The sequence below is a fragment of the Pseudoduganella sp. R-31 genome (assembly GCF_049913235.1).
Lineage (GTDB): Bacteria > Pseudomonadota > Gammaproteobacteria > Burkholderiales > Burkholderiaceae_D > Rugamonas.
In genome coordinates, this window is the sequence record NZ_CP183986.1 from 1,414,163 (window position 1) to 1,436,176 (window position 22,014).

The following is a 22,014-nucleotide window of genomic DNA, read 5'->3' on the forward strand; positions in this document are numbered from 1 at the left end:
GTCTTACTTCTTCTCCGCCTTTGCCTTGGCCACCAGGAAATCCAGTACCGTCAGCGCATTGGCGTGCTGCTGGGCCTCGCTTGGCACCGGCTTGATGCTCTTGTTGGCTTCGGCAGGGGAGGTCATGTACTTGCCATCGACGATCAGCATCGGCCAGTAGTCGACCCGGTAATCGCCCATCATGCGTTCCGTGCGGCGCACCTTGGCCGCTACGCCAAAGCCGTTATAGGCTTCGGTAAATTTGGTCTTGTCGATGCCGTTGCTGGCGGCCCAGTCGATCACCGCGGCGTCGTTGCGCAGGGAATTGCCCTGTTCATGCATGGCGTTGAACACTTTCGCATGGTTCTGCTCCACCAGGCCGAGGGCTTCCAGCGCGAAGAACAGCTTCTGCTGCGGCAGCACGGACGGGCCGCGGCTCACATGGATGCGCTTGAACACCACGTTGTCGCCTTGTCGCTTGACCCAGGCGGCCATGGCCGGATCGAGTACATAGCAGTGCGGGCAGTAGTAAGCGAAGAACTCGATGACTTCAACCTTTTTGCCGGTGTCTACCGGCTGCGGCTCTGGCAGCACCACGTAATCGGTGCCGGCCACTGGCGCCGCCGGAGAGGCAATGGCGCCGAACGCGACGCCGCACAAGAGCGCGGCCAGGATCTGCTTAAACAGTTTCATCGCTCGCACTTCCCTTATTTTTGATTACGGACGACGGCAACATCGATGCCGTTTTCAGATAGCTTGGCGCGCACCTTGTTCATGGCCTCCACCTGGGTGAAAGGACCCATGCGCACGCGGTGCAACACGCCGGCGTCGGTGGCGCGGTCGGACACCGTCGCTTCGAAGCCCAGCAGGGCCAGCTTTGCGCGGGTGTTTTCGGCGTCGCCGACTTCGCGGAAGGCGCCGGCCTGCAGGTAGTACACGAACTTGTCTTCGCCTGGCAGGGCAGGCGCCGGGGCGGCTGACTGCGCCGGTGGCGCCGCGCTGTTGACCGGCGGCGGGGCCGCGGGCGAAGTGGTGGCAGGCGCCGGTGCCGGTGCCGCTGGCGCTGCCGCCGGGGCCTTGGCCGGAGCATGGCCCTGCGCCTGGATGTTGTCCACTACCTTCTGCAGTTCATCGGCTGGAGCTGGCTTCGCGTTATCGCGCTCGAATTCGCTGTTTGCCTTCTTCACCGCATCCTTGTTGCCGTACATCGGCTTGTTCGGATCGGCGATCTGGCCGGATGCTTCATCGGTCGGCTTGCCGTTTTTCGGCGCCTTGTCGGTGAACGGCGTCTGGCCCTTGGTGATGCTCAGGGCGACGACGACGGCGATGACCAGGCCGATGACCAGGCCGATGATGAAGCCAACCAAGGTATTACCTTGTTGCAGACGCGGAGAAAAGCGCGAGGAGCGAAAAGCCATGTGGACCTTACATTTGGTTAGGAGCAGAAACACCGATCAGTGCCAGGCCGTTGCGCAGCACCTGGCGGGTAGCGACCATCAGGGCCACGCGGGCCAGCTTGGTCGCTTCGTCTTCCACTAGCACCTTTTCGGCGAAGTAGAAGGAGTGCAGGGCGGCGGCCAGGTCGCGCAGGTAGAAGGCTACCTGGTGCGGGCCCAGTTCCGCCTGGGCGCGGGCCAGCACTTCCGGATACTGCGCCAGGGCGGCCAGCAGGGTCGCTTCGGTCGGCGCGGTCAGCGGCGACAGGTCGACGTTGGCGACCGAGGCTTCGTCGCCGCCCCAGTTTTCCAGCATGCGGCAGATACGCGCATGGGCGTACTGCACGTAGTAGACCGGGTTTTCGTCGGAAGTTTTCAGGGCAACGTCGACGTCGAACACGAATTCGGTGTCGGCTTTGCGCGAGATCAGGAAGAAGCGCACGGCATCGCGGCCCTTGGTGATGTCGCCGCCGCCGGACCATTCGATCAGGTCGCGCACGGTGACGTAGGAGCCGGCACGCTTGGAGATCTTCACCTCGGCGCCGTCCTTCATCACGGTGACCATCTTGTGCAGCACGTAGTCGGGGAAGCCTTGCGGAATGCCCAGTCCGACCGCCTGCAGGCCTGCGCGCACGCGGGCGATGGTGCCGTGGTGGTCGGAGCCCTGCACGTTGATGGCCTGGGTGAAGCCGCGCTGGAACTTGACGATGTGGTAGGCGACGTCCGGCACGAAATAGGTGTAGCCGCCGTCGGTCTTGCGCATGACGCGGTCCTTGTCGTCGCCGTAGTCGGTGGTGCGCAGCCACAGCGCGCCGCCGTCTTCGTAGGTGTGGCCGTTGGCGACCAGGGCTTCCACGGCCTTTTCCACCTTGCCGTCGGAGTACAGCGAGGATTCCAGGTAGTAGTTGTCGAACTTCACGCCGAAGGCCTGCAGGTCGATGTCCTGCTCGTTGCGCAGGTAGGTCACGGCGAAGGCGCGGATGTTCTCGATGTCTTCCACGTCGCCGGAGCCGGTGACGGGCTGGCCGTCGGAGGCGGAAACGGTCTTTTTGGCCAGGAAATCGGCGGCGATATCGGCAATATAGTCGCCGTTGTAGGCCGATTCAGGCCATTCCGCGTCGCCCGGCTTGAAGCCCTTGGCGCGGCACTGGACCGAGGTAGCCAGGGTCTGGATCTGGACGCCGGCGTCGTTGTAATAGAACTCGCGGGTGACCTTGGCGCCTTGCGCTTCGAACAGCGAGGACAGGGCGTCGCCCAGGGCGGCCTGGCGGCCGTGGCCTACGTGCAGCGGGCCGGTCGGGTTGGCGGAGACGAATTCGATGATGACGTTCTTGCCGGCCAGCGATTCGCTCTGGCCGAAGGTCGCGCCCTGTTGCAGCACGGTCTTGACCACGGACTGCTTGGCGGCGTCGGTGACGCGCAGGTTGATGAAGCCCGGGCCGGCGATGTCGGCCGATGCGACCAGGTGCTTGCCGGCCGGGTCTTCCTGCAGGGCGGCGACGATCTTCTGCGCCAGCTCGCGCGGGTTCATCTTGAGCTGCTTGGCCAGCTGCATGGCGATATTGCAGGCGACGTCGCCGTGCGATGGGTCGCGCGGGCGCTCCAGCACCACGTTGGCTTTAACGTCGGAACCTTCCAGGATAGGCTTGAGGGCGGCCTGGAACAGGGAAATGATCTCTTGCTTTTGTTGGGCGAGCATGTGAATAGCCGGGAACGTCTGAAAGAGGGACATTATACTGAAAAGCGTATCATTCCCTCTATTGCTTGACTTGACGCAGTGGATGGCTTGATTGTCCTGTTACGCTGTGGTTTTTATTGGCTGGAGACTTCAAATGCTTTCGCTGTCAGAATTGCAAGAATTGGCCTGTGCCCTTCCCGTCGAAGACAGGGCCCGGCTGGTGCGCGCAGTTTTGGATTCGCTGCCCGATGAGGGCTGGGGTTCTTTGCATCCGGACTGGATGGCGGAAATTGACAACCGTCTGGCAGCATTTGAACGAGGCGAGTTGGACGCTATTCCGGCCGAAGAGGTATTCAAGCAAGCATATAAAAAGGCGAGCTAATTGGCGGCTCGCTTCCTTGCGCCAGCGAGGAAGGAACTCCTCGACCATATTGATTTTTACGACGCGCGTCGACCCGGCTTAGGGAAGTTGTTTGTTCGGGCCGTGGAGCGCGCGGTTCGGCTGGCAGAAGCATTTCCTGACGCCGGGCGCCCCATTGCGGAATCTGTCCGGAGGATAGTGGTCCGCAATTTTCCGTTTGAATTGCTCTATAAGACAGAGTCACATGGCATTCTGATCATCGCAATTGCACATCAATCCCGGCAACCGGGATATTGGCGTGATCGGATATGACGGCGGTTTCATGGCTTAGGTCGGTCTTGTCCCGGGTTACAATCTTGGTTTTCACAGATTTACCGCGATGAATACGGCCGCCCGGCCGTGCCGCCGGCTGGCGGGCGCGATGACAGGATTGCAATGACTAAGAAAGAGCGCCCAACTTTATCCCTCAAACCCAAGGCTAAACCGGCTGCACCGGCGGCCAAGGCGCCTCGTGCGCAGGGGGATGGCGGACAGCGCTCCGCTGGTTCGGACCGCCCGCGTACCGCCGGCCCGCGTCCGGCTGGCCAGCCGCGCGGCGAATCAGCACCACGGGCCAATACGCCGCGCCCGAGCGGCGAGGGGGCCCAGCGCGGCTTCGGAGCACGCCCTGACCGCGAATATCGTGGCGAAGGCCGCAGCGAAGGCCGTGCCGACCGCGAGCAGCGCAGTTTCGCGCCGCGTTCGGACCGGGAAAACCGCGGCGAGGGCCGCGACGACCGTGGCCAGCGCAGCTTTGGCCCGCGCGCAGGCGGCGAAAACAGCCGCAATGAAGGCCGTGGCGACGGAGTCCAGCGTGGTTTCGGCAGGCGCGAAGGCGCCGATTTCCGCAACGATTCGCGTTCGGATCGCCCACAGCGTGATTTTGGCCGTTCGGCCGGCGGCGAAGGTGCAGGTTCCGGCTCGCCTTGGGCAGCCCGCAAGCCTGCGGCTCGTGGAGAAGACGCACCGGCGCCACGTGCGCCAGCCAAGCCGGCCATCCGCGAAAGCCACCATCGCGACCTGAAACCTCGCGTACAGACCGACTTCCAGTCCGAACTGAAACAGGACTCGCTGGCCTTTGCGATCCTGGGCGCAGCGACTGCGGCAGTGCAGGTCCAGCAGGGCACGGCATTGCCGCAGGCCCTGGCAGCCGTATTCGCAAACAACGATGCCATTCCGCAAGCCCGCGGCGCAATCCAGGACATCGCCTACCGCGCCATGCGCCAACTGGCCCTGAGCGAAATCCTGATCGGCCTGATGGCGCCGAAAGCCCCGGACCCGCTGGTCCAGTCCCTGCTTTCCATCGCACTGCCGCTGATGCACCCGGCCGACGGCAGCGCGGCCCCGTACGAAGCCTTCACGGTCGTCGACCAGGCCGTAACGGCCGCCGGCTCCCACCCGGACACCGCGCGCGCGAAAAACATGGTCAATGCCCTGCTGCGCCGCTTCCTGCGTGAAAAAGAGGAACTGCTGGACGAAGCCCTGCAGCAGCCGGAGGCACAATATAACTACCCGCAATGGTGGATTGACTCCGTCATCACCGCCTACCCGAAGAACTGGGAGCAGGTGCTGGCCGCCGGCAACAAGGCGCCGCCGCTGACGCTGCGCGTGAATACCCGCCGCACTTCGCTCAAGGACTACCTGGAGCGCCTGGCCGGGCAAGGCATCGAAGCGACCCAGGTCGGCGAATTCGCGGTGCGCCTGGCCAAGCCGGTGCCGGTGCACCAGATTCCGGGCTTCGACCAGGGCGACGTATCGGTGCAGGACGCCGGCGCCCAGCTGGCCGCGCCATTGCTGGACGTGCAGGCCGGCATGCGCGTGCTGGACGCCTGCGCCGCCCCGGGCGGCAAGACTTGCCACATCCTCGAACTGGCCGATGTCAATTTGACAGCATTGGACGCCGATCCAAAGCGCCTGCAGCGCGTCCAGGAGAACCTCGACCGCCTGCAATTGCAGGCAACGCTGCAGCCGGCAGAAGCCCAGGCCGACGCCTGGTGGGACGGCCAGCCATTCGACCGCATCCTGGCCGACGTGCCTTGCACCGCCTCCGGCATCGTGCGCCGCCACCCGGATATCCGCTGGCTGCGCCGCAAGAGCGACACCCGTCAACTTGCAACACTTTCGTCGCAAATTCTCGACAACCTTTGGAAAATGCTCGCCCCCAATGGTAAATTGCTGTTCGTGACATGTTCGTTGTGGCCGCAGGAGTCCGAGGCGCAGGCGGCCGCTTTCGCGGTGCGCAACCGCGCCACCCGCCTCGATGCGCCGGGCCAGTTGCTGCCTCTGGGCGGCGCCGGGCAGGATCACGATGGTTTGTTCTACGCATTGTTCCAGAAAGATGCGTAACCCTTTGACGAGCACCAGGCAAGTGATCCAAAGATTTCTTCGACTCCTTTGCTGGCAGTTGCTGTTGACGCTTGCGTGTGCGTTGCCGCACGCTGCCCACGCCTCCGACGAGACGGTGGAGATTACGCGCGCCTATATCGAGGCGGCCGAAGAGGGGTATCGCCTGTCCTCGGCCTATTCCTTCGAGCTGAGCCACGGCATGGAAGAAACCGTGCAGTCGGGCGTCCCGCTGCACTTCACCACGGAAATCAGCTTTACCCGCCCGCGCTGGTACTGGTTCGATGAAAAAGCCGTCACCGCCAAGCGCACCCACAAGCTGTGGTACGACGTCCTGATACGCCAGTACTACGTCAAGATTGTCGGTTCCGTTGCCCAGCCTTTCCAGACGCTGGACGAAGCCCTGTTTTTCATCCGCCGGCCTACCCGCTGGGTAGTCGCGCCGCGCGGCGCCCTGAAGGTGGGCGAAACGTATAACGTGACCCTGCGCATGGGCATGGACAAGGATTTCCTGCCCAAACCGATCCAGGTCAACGCCTTCAATAACAGCGAGTGGCGACTCTCGTCCAGCAAAAAAACCTTCCAGTACAGGGCTGAGTAAGTGACGTCTGCCCTCCGGTACTTGTTTGTCGTCGCTGGCGCGACATGCAGCATATTGCTGTTCCTGCTCGCCTCCGCCTCCGATAATTCCGCCTTCTTCGACCGCTATTACGGCTGGCTGCTGGGCCTGAACGCCTCCGTCGCGGTGGCGCTGGTGCTGCTGGTCGGGTTCTCCCTGTTCCGCCTTTATTCGCGCTACAAGAGCGGCAAGTTCGGTTCGCGCCTGATGACCAGGCTGGTGGTGCTGTTTGCCGCCATCGGCGTCTTGCCCGGCCTGGTGATCTTCCTGGTGTCGGTGCAGTTCGTGTCGCATTCCATCGATTCCTGGTTCAACGTGCGCGTGGAAGAGGCGCTGGACGCCGGCCTGGACCTGGGCCGCTCTGCGCTGGATGAATCGCTGGCCGAACTGGAAGCGCAGGCGCGCGGCACCGTGCGCCAGCTGGCCGAAGACCCGTTCTACGCCGCCCCGGCCACGCTGGCGCGCTTCGTGCGCCGCCATCCAGGCACCCAGAGCGCCATCATCGTCGACGCCGACGGCGGCCTGATCGTGTCGGCCATGGGCGAGCGCCGCATCAACCTGTCGGCCGACCTGCCTTCGGCCGCAATGCTGAACAAGGCCAAGGACGAACCTTCCTATGCCGCCTACGAGGGCGGGGGCGAGCTGCGCGACGACCGCATCGGCGCGCCGCAGCCGGCGCCGCTCGACGCCAACAGCGTGCTGCGCCTGCGCGTGCTGATGGCGATTCCCGATCCGGTGCAACCGTCCGGCGCCCACCTGGCGCCGCGCTACCTGCAGATCATCCAGGCCGTGCCGCAAAAGCTGGCCAGCAACGGCGAAATGCTGCGTACCGCCTTCTCCGAATACAAGGAGCGCTTCGTGGCCCGCGTCGGCCTGCGCAAGATGTATATCGAAACGCTGACGCTGACGCTGCTGCTGGCAGTGTTTGGCGCCATCGCCGCCGCCTTCCTGATCGCAAACGACCTGGCGCAGCCGCTGCTGCTGCTGGCCGAAGGCACCCGCGCCGTGGCCGAAGGCGACCTGTCGCCGCGCCCCATCGTCGCCAGCTCGGACGAACTGGGCACGCTGACCCAATCGTTCAACACCATGACGCGCCAGCTGTCCGAAGCGCGCAGCGCTGTGGAACGCAACCGCATTGCGCTGCAAAACGCCAAGGCCCACCTGGAATCGGTGCTGGCCAATATGTCGGCAGGGGTGATGGTGCTGGATTCCGAATTCCGCCTGGTCACCTGCAACGACTCGGTCGAGCGCATCCTGCAGCACGCCGGCGTGACCCTGATCGGGCAGCCGCTGGCCGAGGTGGATGGCATGCAGGAGTTCGCCGCCGCCATCATCAACGCCTTCTCGGCGCAGTCGGCGCAGACCGCGGCCGGCCGCAACCTGCAGCGCCTGCACTGGCAGCGCCAGATCGAGATTCCGCGCCCGCCCGGCAGCGCCGAAGAAAATGAACTGATCCTGCTGACGCGCGGCTCGCGCCTGCCGCTGGAAACGGGCATCGGCTACATCGTCGTGTTCGACGATATCACCGACGTGATCTCGGCCCAGCGCTCGATCGCCTGGGGCGAGGTGGCGCGCCGCCTGGCCCATGAAATCAAGAACCCGCTGACGCCTATCCAGCTGTCGGCCGAACGCCTGCAAATGAAGCTTGAATCCAAGCTGGCGGGCCCCGATGTGGAATTGCTCAACAAAGCCTCCACCACCATCGTCAACCAGGTCGCCGCCATGAAACGCATGGTCGACGACTTCCGCGATTACGCCCGCACCCCGCCCGCCGTGCTGCAGCCGCTCGACCTGAACACCCTGGTCGAGGACATCCTGCACCTGTACGTGAGCGGGGAGGGCGACGACATCATCCACGCCAACCTGGCGCCGGCCCTGCCCATGATCCTGGGCGACGACACACAATTGCGCCAGGTGATCCACAACCTGCTGCAAAATGCGCAGGACGCGCTGCAGGAGCATCCTCCTGCCGACGCCAGGCCGCGCATCGACGTGGTCACGGAGGGCATCATCTACCAGAGTGCGGACGGCGGCACGCGTATTGCAGTGCGCCTCTCAATCTCCGACAATGGCCCCGGTTTCGCGCCGAAAATCCTGGCCAATGCGTTCGAACCGTACGTGACGTCGAAGGCAAAGGGCACGGGCCTGGGCCTGGCGATGGTGAAAAAGATTATCGAGGAACACGGGGGGCGGATCGATATCCAGAACCGTGACGATAGTAGTGGTGCGTCGGTGCTGATTTTGCTGTTAAAGTTGGCGTCGGTGTAGTTGGCATAATATTGTTGTACCAATAAAATCATTGTCGCGCCGACAGGTATAGAATGCCTGCGTAGAGAGCGATAAAAATGAGGGAAGGGGCAAGGGATACATGGCAAACATTCTCGTAGTTGATGATGAAATGGGCATTCGGGAGCTGCTCTCGGAAATCCTGGGCGACGAAGGTCATGCGGTCACGCTGGCGGAGAACGCCCAGCAGGCGCGCCAGGCGCGCGCCGCCGGGGCGCCCGACCTGGTCTTGCTCGACATCTGGATGCCGGACACGGACGGCGTTACGCTGCTCAAGGAATGGCAGCGCGATGGCTTGCTGACCATGCCGGTCATCATGATGTCGGGTCACGCGACCATTGATACCGCGGTGGAGGCAACCCGCATCGGCGCCATGAATTTCCTGGAAAAGCCGATTGCGATGCAGAAGCTGCTGAAGGCCGTGCAGGCCGGCCTGAGCCGCGCACAGGAAGCGGTGCGCGCACCGGTCATGACGACCCGCCCGGTGATGCCGGCGCCGGTCGAGGAAAGCAGTTTCGGCCAGGCGCAGGTGGCGCAGCAACCGGTGACCCACAACCTGGGCATGGCACGCGCCGTCAACGGCGACAACCCGATCTTCAACCTGTCGTTCGACCTGCCGCTGCGCGAAGCGCGCGACGCGTTCGAGCGCATGTACTTCGAACACCACCTGGGCCGCGAAGGCGGCAGCATGACCCGCGTGGCCGAGAAGACGGGACTGGAGCGCACCCACCTGTACCGCAAGCTCAAGCAACTGGGCGTGGAGCCCGGCAAGCTGTCGAAGAAAAACCAGGCTTGATTCCGACTACGCTGGTAACAGGCCCGACGGCCGCAGCACGTGAAAACGCGATTGCGGCCGTTTTGTCGCCTGGCCACGCCACGGCCATCATCCTTGAAGGTTTGGCCGACGCACATTCTCCATTGGTGTATGATGAAAGTGACCCGACGGCATGGCAGCCGCAGGTACACCGCATCGCCCCCGGCTGCCGATGCTGCGCCGGTAATCTTGTCTTACGTGTTACATTGAATCGTCTCTTGCGCCGTCCCCCGGCGCAGCTCTTTATCAGCCTGGCGGATGCCACTCACGTGGATAGCCTGCGCGCCATGCTTGCCACGGCCCCTTACGACGCCCTGCTGCGCCTGGAGCCGGTACTGAACGCTTGAAAATGGCTATGACAGCCCCATCTCGGTTTGGAAACGAAACGTGAAGGAAGCCATATGAACCTCATTTACAACAGCGAGCAATACAGTGTTGTCGAATTTGGCGCAGACCGCAGCCTGGAAGCCTTGCGCTTCGGCGGCTACGAGATCGTCGACAAAGGCGGCAAGCGCGAAATCTTCATTGCCGGGGTCATGGCGCAGAACTTCCGCCGCGACGTTAACGAATTGATTGCCAGCGAGCCCACCATCGAGGAGATCGATGATTTCCTGGGCAACTATGAAGCACTGATGAGTCAACCGGTGCTGCTGCACTAAGTTCTTTTGCATCCTCCGTGGAGCGCTCCCTTGCTCCACCATGGGCAGCCATGCCAGCGCTGCCCGTTTCCTCTGCTGAATCGATTCAAAAGCCCCGTGATAGAATTTGGAAAAATGTCAATTCGACATTTTCTTCACACTTGGGCCAGTAATTGCGTTCTACAACTCCAACGATCGTTCTCAAGCTTCGCTGCTTGATTCTCGTAGGTGCGTTGATATTCAGCGGCTGCGCGCAAGAGAAATCCGCACTGGCCACAGCGTCGATCCGCATCGCCCTCACCGATGCAGCGCCAGGAATGCCTGCGACTGTACTCCCTGAACTCCAGCGGCTAGGGTTCACGGAGCAGCTTAATCCAGCGCATACTCCGCACTTCAGGATTTTCTCGACCAGGATTCCCGAAGAATACATGGTCGGCATCCCGTTGGATTCGGACCAGGAGACTTATCAAATAAATATTTTCTTCAGCGGCCCCAAACCGTTTGGCGAGGCCGGCGTTGTGCTCTACCGAAATCTGGTGGCAGGCCTGAAAGATAGTCTCGGGGCGGCGCGCGTTACCGCCAGCTCGACCAGCGATACAGGGCAGGTTCTGCTCGAGAGCTCACCCCGTTAAGTGCTGCGGCACGAAGCGTACTTCCGCGCCTGATCCCCGCGGCGGGAATGATGTGGGAGTATGATTCCCGCTGACACTCCCCTGAACATACTGCCAGAACGCATAACCATGAGCGCCCTCGGATTCAGTCACTACAACCTGCGTGCACCGCGAGCATTGCTTGATGAACTGCGCGACTTCTACTGCGACGTAGTCGGCTTGACCGTTGGCCAGCGACCTCCATTGCGCAGCTTTGGCTATTGGCTTTACGCTGGCGGACATGCCGTTTTGCACCTGTCGGAAGCCGGGCCGGAGGAAGTCAGGCCGACGCAGCCGTCGGGCACATTTGACCACGCAGCCTTTCGTTGTCGTGATCGCCCGGCGTATGAGAGGGCGTTGGCCTTGCGAGACATCCGGTACCGCGTGGCCCTTGTTCCGGCAACGCAGCAGGTCCAGATTTTCCTCACCGATCCAGCTGGAAATGGGGTAGAGCTGAATTTCGATTCTTCCGACGAGGCCTGAAAAGCAGTGCGCTACGGAGACAAATGATGGCGGCCGAAGAAAACGCAATCCGCGCGGTGCACGCGAAGTGGGTCGAGGCAGCCAATGCGGCGGACCTTTCCAGCCTGCTTGCCATCATGACCGAGGACGTCGTCTTCCTCAATCCGGGCGAGGCGCCTATTGGCAGGGAAGGTTTTTCAGCCAAGTTCACTGCGGCCCATCAAGAGTTTCGCATCGCCTGCGGCAGCGAACTGAAAGAGCTGGTCGTAGCGGACGATTTTGCCTACACGCGCAGCGCAGACCACTTGAGCGTGACGCCGCGCGCCGGTGGCAATGCAACCCTGCTTGCCGGACAGCGAATGACAATTTACCGCAAGCTCCCCGACGGCCAGTGGCATCTTTCACGCGACGCGCATACCTTGTCGCCGGTGCAGAGCTTCAATTTCTTTGCCTCGGAAGTTTCAGCCGCGCCAGTCGATGGAATCTGGACAGTCGCATTTGGCGGCCCTGCGCACGGGGACTATTTCCTGGTCCAGCGCGATGTCGAGAACGTGCTGGGTGAGCGCGGACTCAACGTGCACTATATTGAACTGGGGGGCCAGTCGAAGGGATGTTACGGTGGTGTTGAAAAGGTGCAGGTGCTGCCGGATGCAGTGAAATTCCAGTTCACTTCCGACGCTGCGGTGCGCATCGGATTGTCCGGGATTGTCGTTTCCTTTAGCCTGTCCAAGGCGGAGCTCGCGTTAGTGTCGTCTGCCTTGGCGCACATAGTGGAGCATGGGCGAGTCGAAGTACTGTAGGCACCACCATCAGACTGCCATGACCAATAACCAGCAATTCGTCTTGTATGGAGCTGCGGCTTCCGGTTCAGTCGCCGTTGAAGCCGCCCTGGAGCTGCTTGACATTCCATTCCTGGTAATAGAAGGGGAAACCTGGTCTTCGGCAGCAGCGCGGAAGCGTGTTGGAGGGCAAAACGCGCTGCGGCAAGTTCCGACTCTGGTGTTGCCGAGTGGCGAGACGCTTACAGAGAGCGCGGCCATCCTGCTTTGGCTGGCTGACGCTCACCCGGGCGCGAGGTTGGCGCCGGGCCCACATGATCCGTTGCGTGCGCAATTCCTGCGCTGGATGTTTTTCGTCTCGTCAGCAAACTACTCACTGCACTGGATCAAGCCGGATGTGAGCAGGATTGGCGCACCGCAAAGCGCCAGGGATGATGTAGTAGACTCAATCCATGAGCGCATAGCTTTCTGCTGGCGTACCATGGACGCGCAACTACGCCCTTCCAAGTACTTGCTGGGCGATACCTTGAGCGTACTCGATCTCTTCGTGGCTGTGATTTCGCGCTTCGGTCCATGGCGTGAGCGTTTCTATCAAGAGGCGCCAAACATGACTCCAGTGGTCAAGCGCGTCGACGAGGATTCTCGTTTGAAGGCGCTTTGGGAGCGGCGTTTTCCGTCAGACTAGGCAAATACGCGTTAGAAACTCGCGGGAGGATCTATGAAACGCACCTGGACAATCATCGGCGTCGCCGATGTCGCTCATAGCTTCAACTGGTACCAGACTTTGTTTGGCCAGCCAAAGACCGCACCGGCCCACGAATTCTTTGGGCAGGTACGCGACCCCGATGGCACGGTTCTGCTCTGCTTGCACCAGTGGGGATCGCATGACCACCCCACTCTGGCAAGCCCGGGCGATTCGCAGCCCGGCAATGGGCTGTTGCTATTCTTCCGCGTAGACGATTTCGACGAGGCGCTGGCAAGGGCGCGCGGCCTGGTGGCGAACCTCGAAGAAGATGTCAGCGTCAACCCAAGCACCGGCACGAGGGAATTCGCGCTGCGCGATCCGGATGGCTACTACGTCATGGTGAGCGCATGGGACTGAAGACCAGGCTTACGGAAAGGCTCGGGATCGAGCATCCGATCCTGCTTGCGCCGATGGGCGTCATGGCCGGCGGCAGGCTGGCGGCGGCGGTAACCAATGCCGGCGGCCTGGGCATCATCGGCGCTGGCTATGGCGATGCCGAGTGGATCGAGCGGCAATTCGCGGCAGCGGGCGGTGCGCGCGTCGGCTGTGGGTTCATTACGTGGTCGATGGCGCGGGATTCGACGTTGCTCGAGCAGGTCCTGGCCAAACGGCCGGCCGTGCTGATGCTGTCGTTCGGCGAGCTGGAGCCGCACGCCTCGATCATTAAAGCGCGCGGCATCCCGCTGATCTGCCAAGTGCAAGGCATGAAGTACCTGCGCGAGGCCGTCGACGCCGGCGCCGACATCATCGTGGCCGAGGGCTGCGAGGCGGGCGGCCATAGCGGCCATCGAGGCTTGTTCACGCTGGTGCCTGAAGCGGCCGATTACCTGGCAAAGCATGCGCCAGAAACGGTGCTGGTAGCGGCCGGCGGAGTCGGTGACGGGCGAGGGCTCGCGGCAGCGCTGATGCTCGGCGCGGACGGTGTCCTGGTTGGCACCCGTTTCATCGCGGCGGCCGAATCGGAGGCGCCGGAAGGCTTCCGGCAAGCGATCATTCGTGCCGATGGCGACGCTACGATCAAGTCCAACTCGGTCGACGTGGTGCGCAAGCGTTACTGGCCTAACTCGGAATTCGTGGTCCGAGTGCTGAAGAATGATTTTGTCTCGGCATGGCATGGGCGCGAGCGCGAACTGGAGAAATCAATCGATGTCGAGTTCGAGCGGTTCTGGGATGCGTTCAGGAAGGGCGACGCCGACAATTCCGGCGTACTGATGGGGGAGGTTTCCGGCATCATCCTGGATGCGCCACCGGCCGCAGAGATCATTCAGAAGATGGTTATACAAGCGACCACCTTACTGTGCAAACATGCTGATTTGACGCCGACCCAGGCCCCGCCATTATGATGACCGATTTCAAATTGATCGCAGGCCGCCTCGTCACCGAAATTAGAAAAGACATCTATTTTTTCGGAACCTGCGGAGTAGTGGTCGGACTACTAATGCTCTGGCAGTTCAAGCTCAAAACACTTGGCGTTGCCACAGGAAAGGCGTGGCCAACAGAGCTTTTTTCCGATTTCGTGTCGTTCAATGCGTTCACGCTGGTATTCGTTGGCTTGATAGCGATTGCGGCAGCGTCAACGTTGTTTCGGAGCTTTGGCTTTCCATTGCCTCGGCTTGAGGCCTTGGTAGCTCATCTTGAAGAACGGCTATCGCAGATCGCAAGTTCGATCATTTCATTTACCCTGGGATTGTCAGCATTGGCGCTCTTGCATGCCGTGCTCACGCTGGAACAGGGCGGCCTGGCACTGGCGCTTCTTGTCATGATTTTCGATTGCGTCATATTTTTTGGCTTCGTTACGGCTGGCGCCATTGCGCGTCGTGTCGCGCCATTCGATCAGAGGGGACCGTCGTTATTGGCCTTAGGTGGTTCAGTGATTTTCGTTGGTATTTGCCTAGTCAATGGCATCAACTAATTCCTTCGCGGTAAAGGCAGTTGATTTAGGCCCGCACGGGCTCTGGATGCATAGTGAAGGCCATTGCTTCGGCCTCGCAACCTGTTAAAGTTGTGGGATGTGCCAATTACTTGCAATGAACTGCAATGTCCCGACCGACATTGTGTTCAGTTTCACCGGCTTCGCCCTGCGCGGCGGGCAGACCGATACCCACCATGACGGCTGGGGCATCGCCTTTTTCGAAGGCGCCGGCGTGCGCCATTTTGTCGACCACCAGGCCGCGATCCATTCGCCGATTGCGGAACTGATCAAAAACTATCCGATCAAGTCCAAGAACGTGATCGCGCATATCCGCAAGGCCACGCAGGGCGAGGTCATGCTGGAGAACTGCCACCCCTTCGTGCGCGAGCTGTGGGGCCGCTACTGGGTGTTTGCCCATAACGGCGACCTGAAGGAATTCGCGCCGGTGCTGCATGGGCCTTTCCGTCCGGTCGGCACTACCGACAGCGAACAGGCCTTCTGCCTGATCCTGCAGGAATTGAGCGAGCGCTTCGGCGATACCTGTCCGCCGCTGCCGATGCTGCGCGCGCAGATCGAGAAGACCGTGCGCAGCATCGCCGCACACGGCACTTTCAACATGATGCTCTCCGACGGCCGCGCCCTGTTTGCGCATTGTTCGACCCATCTGCACTACATCGTGCGCCAATATCCCTTCGATACGGCCAAGCTGTCGGACGAGGACGTGAGCGTCGACTTTTCGCAAGTCACCACGCCGGACGACCGCGTGGCAGTGATCGTCACCCAGCCACTAACTACTAATGAGCAATGGACTGCCTTCGTGCCGGGCGAGATGAAGTGCTTTGTGGATGGCCTGCCGCAGAAACGGGACTTCGAGAAAATTTAACAGACACCGGCAGGATTTGATGCCAAAATGGCAGGACACGTCAGGAATTTCCCTATGATCGACCTTTCCAGCAACGATGCGGCCTCCCAGAGCCTGAAAGTTCGCGAATTTTATCTGGGCCGCCAGCCGATCCTGGACCGCAACCAGGCCTTGTTCGGTTACGAGTTGCTTTTTCGCAACGCCCCGGTTGGGCCGGCCAATATTAATACTTCCGCGCTGTCTGCTACCGCTGCGGTAGTGGCGCACGCCGCGCAACTGGGCATGGAGCGCACCATCGGCGATGCGATCGGCTTCGTCAACGTCGATGCCGATGCGATCCTGAGCGATATCTTTGGCTTCCTGCCGCGCGAAAAACTGGTGCTGGAAGTTAGCGCTGCCAACACCCTGGCGCCAGCTGTGCTGTCGCGCATGTCGGAGCTGGTGAGCCACGGCTTCCGCTTCTCGCTGGACGATATCAATCCCGATTCGCCGCAGTTGCCTGCGCTGTTGCCGATGGTGGAATACGTCAAGCTGTCGATGCGCGACATGCCGCTTGATGGCCTGGTCCAGCTGGCCCCGCGCATCAAGCAGGACGGCAAAAAGCTGGTGGCCAGCAAGGTCGAGAATCGCGACGAATTCAAGAATTGCCTGGACCTGGGCTGCGATTACTTCCAGGGCTATTACTTTGCCAAGCCGGTCATCATGAGCGGCAAGAAGCTGTCGCCGTCGCAAATGGCGGTGATGGAGCTGATGACCCTCGTGACCTCGGATGCGGACAACGCCGAGATCGAGCGCGCCATCAAAAAGGACGTTTCGCTGGCCCTCAACCTGCTGCGCCTGGTGAATACGCCGGCCGTAGGCGCGCGCCAGCGCATCGATTCCCTGAGCCAAGCGGTGCATGTCCTGGGCCGTCGCCAGCTTCAGCGCTGGCTGCAGATCATGCTGTACGCGGAGCCTGGCAAGCGCGGACATTCCATGACGCCCTTGCTGATGCTGGCCACCACGCGCGGCCGCCTGCTGGAACTGTTGGCGACCAAGCTGCGCCCGGCCCACCGGCACGTGGCCGATATCGCTTTCACGGTTGGCATCATGTCGCTGATGGATACGCTGTTTGGCATTCCGATGCAGGAAATCCTGGCGCAGATCCCGATGGGGGATGAGGTCGGGGAAGCGCTCGTGTTCCGCGGCGGCTTCTTCGGCGACCTGCTCAAGCTGGCCGAATGCATCGAGCGCCTGGAAGACATGGACACGCGCATCCTTCCGGCGCTGGCCGACCTCGCGATTTCGACCGAGGAACTGGTGGAGCTGGAAATGTCGGCATTTGAATGGAGTGACAACGTGGTGCGATACGCCCTGTAGAGGCATATGCACCGATGGCGGCGCCGCAGTAGCGGCGCCGTTTTTTTTCCGGAGGACGAAGAGTGTTAAGTGTCAGTGGGTTGAGCAAATCTTATGGCGAGCGGCGCGCGGTCGACGGCGTTTCGTTCCAGGTGCAGCGGGGCCAGACCGTGGGCCTGCTGGGGCCGAACGGCGCCGGCAAGTCGACGACAGTCAGCATGATCTGCGGCTTGATCAAGGCCGACGCGGGCAGCGTCACGCTGGATGGCGAGCCGGTGGTGCATGGCGCCAGCTCGGCCAAGATGAAGCTGGGGCTGGTGCCGCAAGACCTGGCCTTATACGAAGAGCTCCCCGCAATCGAAAACCTCAAGCTGTTCGGCGCCCTGTATGGCATGAAGGGCGCAGCGCTGGTCAAGCGCGCGCAAGAAGTGCTGGCGCTTGTGGGCCTGTCGGACCGTGCGAAGGAAAAGCCTTCGACATTCTCGGGCGGTATGAAGCGCCGCCTGAATATCGGCGCGGCGCTGCTGCATGATCCGCAATTGCTGATTCTCGACGAGCCGACTGTGGGCGTTGACCCGCAAAGCCGCAATGCCATTTTTGAGACGCTGGAAGCGTTGAAGTCACAAGGGCGCTCGCTGATTTACACCAGCCATTACATGGAAGAAGTGGAGCGGCTGGCTGACCATATCGTGATCATCGACCACGGCAAAGTGCTGGCAGATGCGCCGCCGGCGGAACTGTACCGCCGCCTGCCGACGCAAGCAGCCCTGCAGGTGGAACTGGCGGGCAGCGACATCCTGCCGGCGGAGTTGCTGGTCGCGTCGCTGGCCGGCCTGCCGGGCGTCGCTGGCGTGCGCCGCGATGGCGTCTCGCTGGACATCAGCCTGCACGGCGCCGCCCATGCGGCACCGGTGCTGCGCTGGCTGGATGAGCAGGGGCACACGCTGGCTCATTTCTCCACCGCCCGTACCAAGCTGGAAGACATCTTCCTTTCCCTGACCGGCCGCAGCTTGCGCGACTAAGGAATTCCGATGACAGCAATTATTGCAATGATCCGCAAGGACCTGATCCTCTACATCAACGACAAGCGCGCGTTGATGCTCAACTTGCTGATGCCGATCGTGCTGGCGGCCTTCTTTGGCTCGCTGTTCGGCGGCGGCGATAGCGGCAACAACAGCAAGATCGAAATCGGCCTGGTGCAGCAGGACAGCAGCGTGATCGGCCGGAAAGTCGGCGACTCGCTGAAGGCCGATGCCAACTTGACCGTCAAGGAAATGAGCCTGCAGGAAGCGCAGGAAAAAGTCCGTTCAGGCAAGCTGATGGTGGCCGTCGTGATCCCGGCCGGTTTCGGCGATGCTGCCGGCCAGTCGCTGTTCCAGTCAGGCAGCAAGCCTGAATTGCCGGTGTATTACGATCCTTCGCAATCGACCGTGCTGGCGATGGTGAAAGGCTTGCTGACGCAGCACGTTATGCAGGGCGTGACTGGTGAAGTGATGGGCGGCAGCGCGACGGGCGCCAAGTTCACCGACGACAGCCTGAAGAAACTGGAGAATTCTCCTGCGAGCGATGAAAAGGAAGCGCTGGTCGGCCTGTTGGGCAGTCTGAAGAAATTCCAGGAGCAGGAAGCGGCCAAACCGGCCAGGGAGTCGAGAGGCGGCGGTGGCTTGAGCGTGCCGTTTACCACGAAGGATGAAGCCCTCAGCTCAGGCCCGAAGTACAACGGTTACGCGCACTCGTTTGCCGGAATGGGCGTGCAGTTCATCCTGTTCATGGGGATCGACCTCGGGATCGGCATCCTGCTGGCGCGCCGCATGGGGATCTGGAACCGTTTGCTGGCGGCGCCGGTGACCATGTCGCAAGTGCTGCTTGCGCGCGCGTTGTCGGGCGCGATGATTGCCGCCGGCCTGATGACAGCGATCTACTTCTGCGCGATGTTGATCTTTAAAGTGCAGGTAACCAATGTGCCGGGGTTTGCACTGGTGGTGGTGGCCTTCTCGCTGATGACTGCTTCGTTCGGCTTGTTGATTGCAGCGTTCGGCAAGACGCCCGAGGCGGCGCGCGGGCTGGCGGTTTTTGCCACCCTGATCCTGGTGATGCTGGGCGGGGCTTGGGTGCCGACGTTCGTGTTCCCTGCGTGGATGCAGCAGCTGACCATTATTGTGCCGACGCGCTGGGCGGTTGACGGCCTGGATGCCATGACCTGGCGTGGGCTGGGGATGGATGTGGCGCTGCAGACGGCTGGCGTGCAGCTTGCGTTCGCGGTGGTATTCGGGACGCTGGCAATCTGGCGCTTCCGAGCGCAGGCACGCTAATTCGACTAAACCGGTGCCTGCTTTATCGACGCAGGCACATCGCCGCCGTTTGATGCGCGGCGGATCAGGCATGAGCCGTGGATGAATCGGAAAGGCTTGTTGAGGTGAACGGGTGAAGGCGAAAAATGTGATCTTGGCTGCAGGGATGCTAATAGCACAAAGCTCCTTCGCGCTTGGCCAATGCCCTGGTGACGTAAAGGAGTGCGGGCCAAACCCGTTTTACATTCTGGCTGTCGGCTTTACCCAGGTTTGCTCAGAAGCGTATCCTGAACGTTCGCTAGACTACAAAGCCGCGCTTGCGAGAATGGTCTCGGAGAATACCGAGGCATATGCAAAGATCGATGCTGATGCTGAGTTTCAAGGCAAACTACGCGAGTTCAAGCGTGAAGCGCGACGGTTACCCGCCCTGGAATTGGACAAGGAATGTAGAGGACTGCTTTCGGGTGGGGCGACCTCCAGTAACGGCCAATAACGGAAGTTGCGAATCGATTAGGACTTCACATGCAATTTATATTGAGGAAGATGGAATGACATTTGACGAGCCCGCGCCGCGACTCGGATCGCTGGATACTGAACCAGTTTCAGGAGCGACTCCGTCGCCTTCTTATTCCCTTGAACGTTCAGACATCTCGACTGAGATCGTTCTCGATATACTCGGCCGGTATCAGGTGACGCTCGATACTCAAAGTTTTCCAGCGGCTCTGTATGCCGAGTCGCTGATCTACATGCTCTACTGGTTCCATCGCTTGCGTGATCCGATTCGCAAGCATGGCATCGAAGTCAACATTGCCAGCTATCTGAACATCGAACCTCGATCCGAGGTGATCGCTGCACTGCTTTCCCATCAAGAGCTCAAGAGGCGAGCGAAGGACCGAATTGAACAGGGCACCCTCGTTCGCAGGACCGTCGACGTACTAGTGATGCGCGAAAGGCCGAGCGGGAAGGAATTTCTAGTCCTGGACCGGGCCTTTTTCCCCACCGGCATGGCACTGCCAGGCGGTTTGCTCCAGGACGAAGACGAGCTGAACGACTTTGGAATCCCGGGCGACATTTTTGCTGCGCTAAGGATTACCGCATCCAAGGTGCTGCGAGCTGCCGCCATCCATTATGGAATCTCGGAACGCAACGGACGAAAATACTATTTTTCCGCGACCGAGACTGGCGAAGAAGCCCGAGTCTATATGGACAGGACCATATCGCACGGGTTTCGCGATCACCTCAGAGACATTACCGCGCCGTCGGACCCGCGCCATATCGTCGACACCATCGGCCTCCTCGTCGAGATCACGGATACGGAAAAGGTTCAGGGCCGTTGGATCACTGAGAGCCTGGTTACCACACCCAACACGAGAAATGGCGCATTCGCTTTCAGACATCACAAGCAGATTGTTGCCGCGCTCCTCGCAAAGAACTTCACGAAGACCAAAGGCGTTTCTCATCACGAATGGATCCGGAAAGCGGTAACTAGTCCGCTGGACGTTTACCGGAATATCAGGGCGCGGTTCAGCCAGAATAATGACAGGCCGGACACGCCGGTCATAGAATTATTGCCGGTCGTCGACTACGTCCGCAGCCAGATGACTTCCCCATCGGTCGATGAGAGTTGCAGCGGCAATGCGGCACTGGAAATCATGCGAGACCAATTGCTGCACAAGCTTCATCATGTCACGATCGAGAACGGACCGATGTGTCCGTATGCGCCGACCTTGCGCGTCTTGTTCGAAGCAGTAGCCTTCTTCGACGTGGTATGGCGTACCAGAAAAAACTTGAGCACCCACTTTCAGAAGAATTACTGGTACCGCTACGAACACCTGATGAGCCGAATCCCGGAAGCAATCATCATTCCGACTTTTGATAACATCTCTGCGACGGACCTCATGAAGGTCCGGGGCGCCCCTATCTATTTCATTGGGGTGTCGACCGAGCCTGTGTATGTGGATGAGTTCTGGCAATCTCCGCTTGAGTTTCTCATCCATGACCTGAACCACGCATGGAAGATGCTCGATATGGATGACAGATTCTTGCGAGCACATCCGGACATGAGCAGGGACGCATTCATGGAGGCGTCCAATCGCTTCATTCGCGCCTATTTGCCGACGATCGCCGTTCAGAAATCCGATACGGAGTTGCAGAAAGAGATCAAGAAGCTCAAGAAGATTCTGCTGTTCGAAGTCGGCCACGAAGATGGGCGACCGCTACTGCCAGGCATCATCGCCGAGACGCTTCTGGAAGCCGAGGGATACGAATTTCCGGACAATGTCGTTCGCTACGCTGACCGCGAAAGCCAGGCATATCTGGAAAGACGCATCATAGGTGGAATTACTGCCCTATCCTATGTTCGGCACAAGTTGCAGCACGGTTTCTTCGACCAGACCGACTCGCAGAATATTCAGATCGTCAGCCCAAAATTTCGGACGGTAGAATGGATCGTAACTGCGGCAGTTGAATTGCTGGAGGAAATGCATGCAGTGATCCCCCGAGAAATTCAGGCTGAGGGCTTAACGGAGTACCTGATGCGGCAAGCCTGCTCACGGGGCCCAACAATTCTCCATGCGCCCGAAAACCTGGATCCGGTGATTGAGAACTACGGCGATGGAACAATGTTCGACAGCAGCAGAAAAGTCGCCATCGATGAGGGCGAGCGGGCGGATATTTAATCGCCCTGCGTCAGGTAGACATTACTGAGCCGGTAAGTATCGTCCGCTGAGGGGCTGTACTTGGTTTACAGCCCACGCTTGGTTTGGCTTCCTGACTTCTGGCT

The 22,014-nt window shown here is 60.8% G+C and carries 24 protein-coding genes; 21 read left to right on the forward strand and 3 right to left on the reverse strand.

The features are described from left to right. Positions 1-3: 3 nt before the first annotated feature. Genes ACN9MY_RS06490 through argS form a run of 3 tightly spaced genes read right to left on the reverse strand, consistent with a single transcriptional unit; the run spans position 4 to position 3,114 of the window. On the reverse strand, positions 4-672 hold the full coding sequence (locus tag ACN9MY_RS06490) for a thiol:disulfide interchange protein DsbA/DsbL (protein ID WP_426168684.1): 669 nt from the start codon (positions 670-672) through the stop codon (positions 4-6). Between the two features lie 14 nt (positions 673-686). Then, a complete protein-coding gene (locus ACN9MY_RS06495) occupies positions 687-1,397 on the reverse strand; it encodes an SPOR domain-containing protein (RefSeq protein WP_426337021.1) in 711 nt (236 codons plus the stop codon). 7 nt (positions 1,398-1,404) lie between these two features. Further along, a complete protein-coding gene (argS, locus tag ACN9MY_RS06500; protein WP_426168690.1) occupies positions 1,405-3,114 on the reverse strand; it encodes an arginine--tRNA ligase in 1,710 nt (569 codons plus the stop codon). Positions 3,115-3,247: 133 nt separating this feature from the next. Here argS and ACN9MY_RS06505 point away from each other — a divergent pair, with 133 nt between their 5' ends. From ACN9MY_RS06505 to ACN9MY_RS06605, 21 genes are all read left to right on the forward strand, one after another. Further along, positions 3,248-3,475 carry an addiction module protein gene (locus ACN9MY_RS06505; RefSeq protein ID WP_426168693.1) on the forward strand — a complete coding sequence of 76 codons (228 nt, stop codon included), beginning with the start codon at positions 3,248-3,250 and terminating at the stop codon, positions 3,473-3,475. Next, positions 3,476-3,766: a type II toxin-antitoxin system RelE/ParE family toxin gene (locus ACN9MY_RS06510; RefSeq protein WP_426337022.1), complete on the forward strand. Its 291-nt coding sequence runs from the start codon at positions 3,476-3,478 to the stop codon at positions 3,764-3,766. Positions 3,767-4,489: 723 nt separating this feature from the next. Beyond that, a complete protein-coding gene (gene rsmB / locus ACN9MY_RS06515) occupies positions 4,490-5,839 on the forward strand; it encodes a 16S rRNA (cytosine(967)-C(5))-methyltransferase RsmB (protein WP_426337625.1) in 1,350 nt (449 codons plus the stop codon). Positions 5,840-5,903: 64 nt separating this feature from the next. Beyond that, positions 5,904-6,437: a DUF4390 domain-containing protein gene (locus tag ACN9MY_RS06520; RefSeq protein WP_229209952.1), complete on the forward strand. Its 534-nt coding sequence runs from the start codon at positions 5,904-5,906 to the stop codon at positions 6,435-6,437. Beyond that, entirely contained in the window at positions 6,438-8,723 is a 2,286-nt protein-coding gene (locus ACN9MY_RS06525; protein ID WP_426321206.1) for an ATP-binding protein, read from the forward strand. It begins immediately after the preceding gene. Between the two features lie 100 nt (positions 8,724-8,823). Further along, a complete protein-coding gene (locus ACN9MY_RS06530; protein WP_426168703.1) occupies positions 8,824-9,537 on the forward strand; it encodes a response regulator in 714 nt (237 codons plus the stop codon). A gap of 236 nt (positions 9,538-9,773) precedes the next feature. Continuing rightward, positions 9,774-9,902, forward strand: coding sequence for a hypothetical protein (locus ACN9MY_RS06535; RefSeq protein ID WP_307143689.1), 129 nt, complete (start codon positions 9,774-9,776; stop codon positions 9,900-9,902). A 54-nt stretch (positions 9,903-9,956) separates the two neighbouring features. Beyond that, the gene (locus tag ACN9MY_RS06540) at positions 9,957-10,214 is read left to right on the forward strand and encodes a BTH_I0359 family protein (RefSeq protein ID WP_055928525.1); all 258 of its coding nucleotides are present in this window, start codon (positions 9,957-9,959) and stop codon (positions 10,212-10,214) included. A 194-nt stretch (positions 10,215-10,408) separates the two neighbouring features. Continuing rightward, positions 10,409-10,825 (forward strand): hypothetical protein, encoded by a 417-nt coding sequence (locus tag ACN9MY_RS06545; protein ID WP_426321210.1) that lies wholly within the window; start codon positions 10,409-10,411, stop codon positions 10,823-10,825. Positions 10,826-10,933: 108 nt separating this feature from the next. Beyond that, positions 10,934-11,326 carry a VOC family protein gene (locus tag ACN9MY_RS06550; protein WP_426321212.1) on the forward strand — a complete coding sequence of 131 codons (393 nt, stop codon included), beginning with the start codon at positions 10,934-10,936 and terminating at the stop codon, positions 11,324-11,326. 23 nt (positions 11,327-11,349) lie between these two features. Continuing rightward, a complete protein-coding gene (locus ACN9MY_RS06555; protein WP_426168711.1) occupies positions 11,350-12,105 on the forward strand; it encodes an Imm10 family immunity protein in 756 nt (251 codons plus the stop codon). A 19-nt stretch (positions 12,106-12,124) separates the two neighbouring features. Beyond that, complete coding sequence (locus ACN9MY_RS06560; protein ID WP_426337023.1) at positions 12,125-12,769, forward strand: glutathione S-transferase family protein; 645 nt, start codon at positions 12,125-12,127, stop codon at positions 12,767-12,769. 33 nt (positions 12,770-12,802) lie between these two features. Continuing rightward, the gene (locus ACN9MY_RS06565; RefSeq protein ID WP_426168717.1) at positions 12,803-13,186 is read left to right on the forward strand and encodes a VOC family protein; all 384 of its coding nucleotides are present in this window, start codon (positions 12,803-12,805) and stop codon (positions 13,184-13,186) included. After that, complete coding sequence (locus ACN9MY_RS06570; protein WP_426337024.1) at positions 13,177-14,172, forward strand: NAD(P)H-dependent flavin oxidoreductase; 996 nt, start codon at positions 13,177-13,179, stop codon at positions 14,170-14,172. The genes ACN9MY_RS06565 and ACN9MY_RS06570 overlap by 10 nt, the downstream gene beginning before the upstream one ends. Continuing rightward, positions 14,169-14,741, forward strand: coding sequence for a hypothetical protein (locus tag ACN9MY_RS06575; protein ID WP_426337025.1), 573 nt, complete (start codon positions 14,169-14,171; stop codon positions 14,739-14,741). Before ACN9MY_RS06570 ends, ACN9MY_RS06575 begins: the two co-directional genes overlap by 4 nt. 97 nt (positions 14,742-14,838) lie before the next feature. After that, a complete protein-coding gene (locus ACN9MY_RS06580) occupies positions 14,839-15,624 on the forward strand; it encodes a class II glutamine amidotransferase (protein WP_426337026.1) in 786 nt (261 codons plus the stop codon). Between the two features lie 54 nt (positions 15,625-15,678). Next, positions 15,679-16,962, forward strand: coding sequence for an EAL and HDOD domain-containing protein (locus tag ACN9MY_RS06585; protein WP_426168728.1), 1,284 nt, complete (start codon positions 15,679-15,681; stop codon positions 16,960-16,962). A gap of 80 nt (positions 16,963-17,042) precedes the next feature. Further along, entirely contained in the window at positions 17,043-17,963 is a 921-nt protein-coding gene (locus tag ACN9MY_RS06590; RefSeq protein WP_426168731.1) for an ABC transporter ATP-binding protein, read from the forward strand. Between the two features lie 9 nt (positions 17,964-17,972). Beyond that, positions 17,973-19,253: an ABC transporter permease gene (locus tag ACN9MY_RS06595; protein WP_426337027.1), complete on the forward strand. Its 1,281-nt coding sequence runs from the start codon at positions 17,973-17,975 to the stop codon at positions 19,251-19,253. Positions 19,254-19,365: 112 nt separating this feature from the next. Beyond that, positions 19,366-19,725 carry a hypothetical protein gene (locus ACN9MY_RS06600; RefSeq protein WP_426168736.1) on the forward strand — a complete coding sequence of 120 codons (360 nt, stop codon included), beginning with the start codon at positions 19,366-19,368 and terminating at the stop codon, positions 19,723-19,725. A 55-nt stretch (positions 19,726-19,780) separates the two neighbouring features. Beyond that, complete coding sequence (locus ACN9MY_RS06605) at positions 19,781-21,910, forward strand: hypothetical protein (RefSeq protein ID WP_426337028.1); 2,130 nt, start codon at positions 19,781-19,783, stop codon at positions 21,908-21,910. Positions 21,911-22,014 lie beyond the last annotated feature (104 nt).

Bases quoted from the DNA above. Each gene is read 5' to 3' on its own strand.
- ACN9MY_RS06490 (WP_426168684.1), bottom strand. From the start codon at position 672: ATGAAACTGTTTAAGCAGATCCTGGCCGCGCTCTTGTGCGGCGTCGCG.
- ACN9MY_RS06505 (WP_426168693.1), top strand. From the start codon at position 3,248: ATGCTTTCGCTGTCAGAATTGCAAGAATTGGCCTGTGCCCTTCCCGTC.
- ACN9MY_RS06550 (WP_426321212.1), top strand. From the start codon at position 10,934: ATGAGCGCCCTCGGATTCAGTCACTACAACCTGCGTGCACCGCGAGCA.
- ACN9MY_RS06495 (WP_426337021.1), bottom strand. From the start codon at position 1,397: ATGGCTTTTCGCTCCTCGCGCTTTTCTCCGCGTCTGCAACAAGGTAAT.
- ACN9MY_RS06565 (WP_426168717.1), top strand. From the start codon at position 12,803: ATGAAACGCACCTGGACAATCATCGGCGTCGCCGATGTCGCTCATAGC.
- argS (WP_426168690.1), bottom strand. From the start codon at position 3,114: ATGCTCGCCCAACAAAAGCAAGAGATCATTTCCCTGTTCCAGGCCGCC.
- ACN9MY_RS06555 (WP_426168711.1), top strand. From the start codon at position 11,350: ATGATGGCGGCCGAAGAAAACGCAATCCGCGCGGTGCACGCGAAGTGG.
- ACN9MY_RS06580 (WP_426337026.1), top strand. From the start codon at position 14,839: ATGTGCCAATTACTTGCAATGAACTGCAATGTCCCGACCGACATTGTG.
- ACN9MY_RS06560 (WP_426337023.1), top strand. From the start codon at position 12,125: ATGACCAATAACCAGCAATTCGTCTTGTATGGAGCTGCGGCTTCCGGT.
- ACN9MY_RS06575 (WP_426337025.1), top strand. From the start codon at position 14,169: ATGATGACCGATTTCAAATTGATCGCAGGCCGCCTCGTCACCGAAATT.
- ACN9MY_RS06605 (WP_426337028.1), top strand. From the start codon at position 19,781: ATGACATTTGACGAGCCCGCGCCGCGACTCGGATCGCTGGATACTGAA.
- ACN9MY_RS06530 (WP_426168703.1), top strand. From the start codon at position 8,824: ATGGCAAACATTCTCGTAGTTGATGATGAAATGGGCATTCGGGAGCTG.
- ACN9MY_RS06595 (WP_426337027.1), top strand. From the start codon at position 17,973: ATGACAGCAATTATTGCAATGATCCGCAAGGACCTGATCCTCTACATC.
- ACN9MY_RS06585 (WP_426168728.1), top strand. From the start codon at position 15,679: ATGATCGACCTTTCCAGCAACGATGCGGCCTCCCAGAGCCTGAAAGTT.
- ACN9MY_RS06540 (WP_055928525.1), top strand. From the start codon at position 9,957: ATGAACCTCATTTACAACAGCGAGCAATACAGTGTTGTCGAATTTGGC.
- ACN9MY_RS06570 (WP_426337024.1), top strand. From the start codon at position 13,177: ATGGGACTGAAGACCAGGCTTACGGAAAGGCTCGGGATCGAGCATCCG.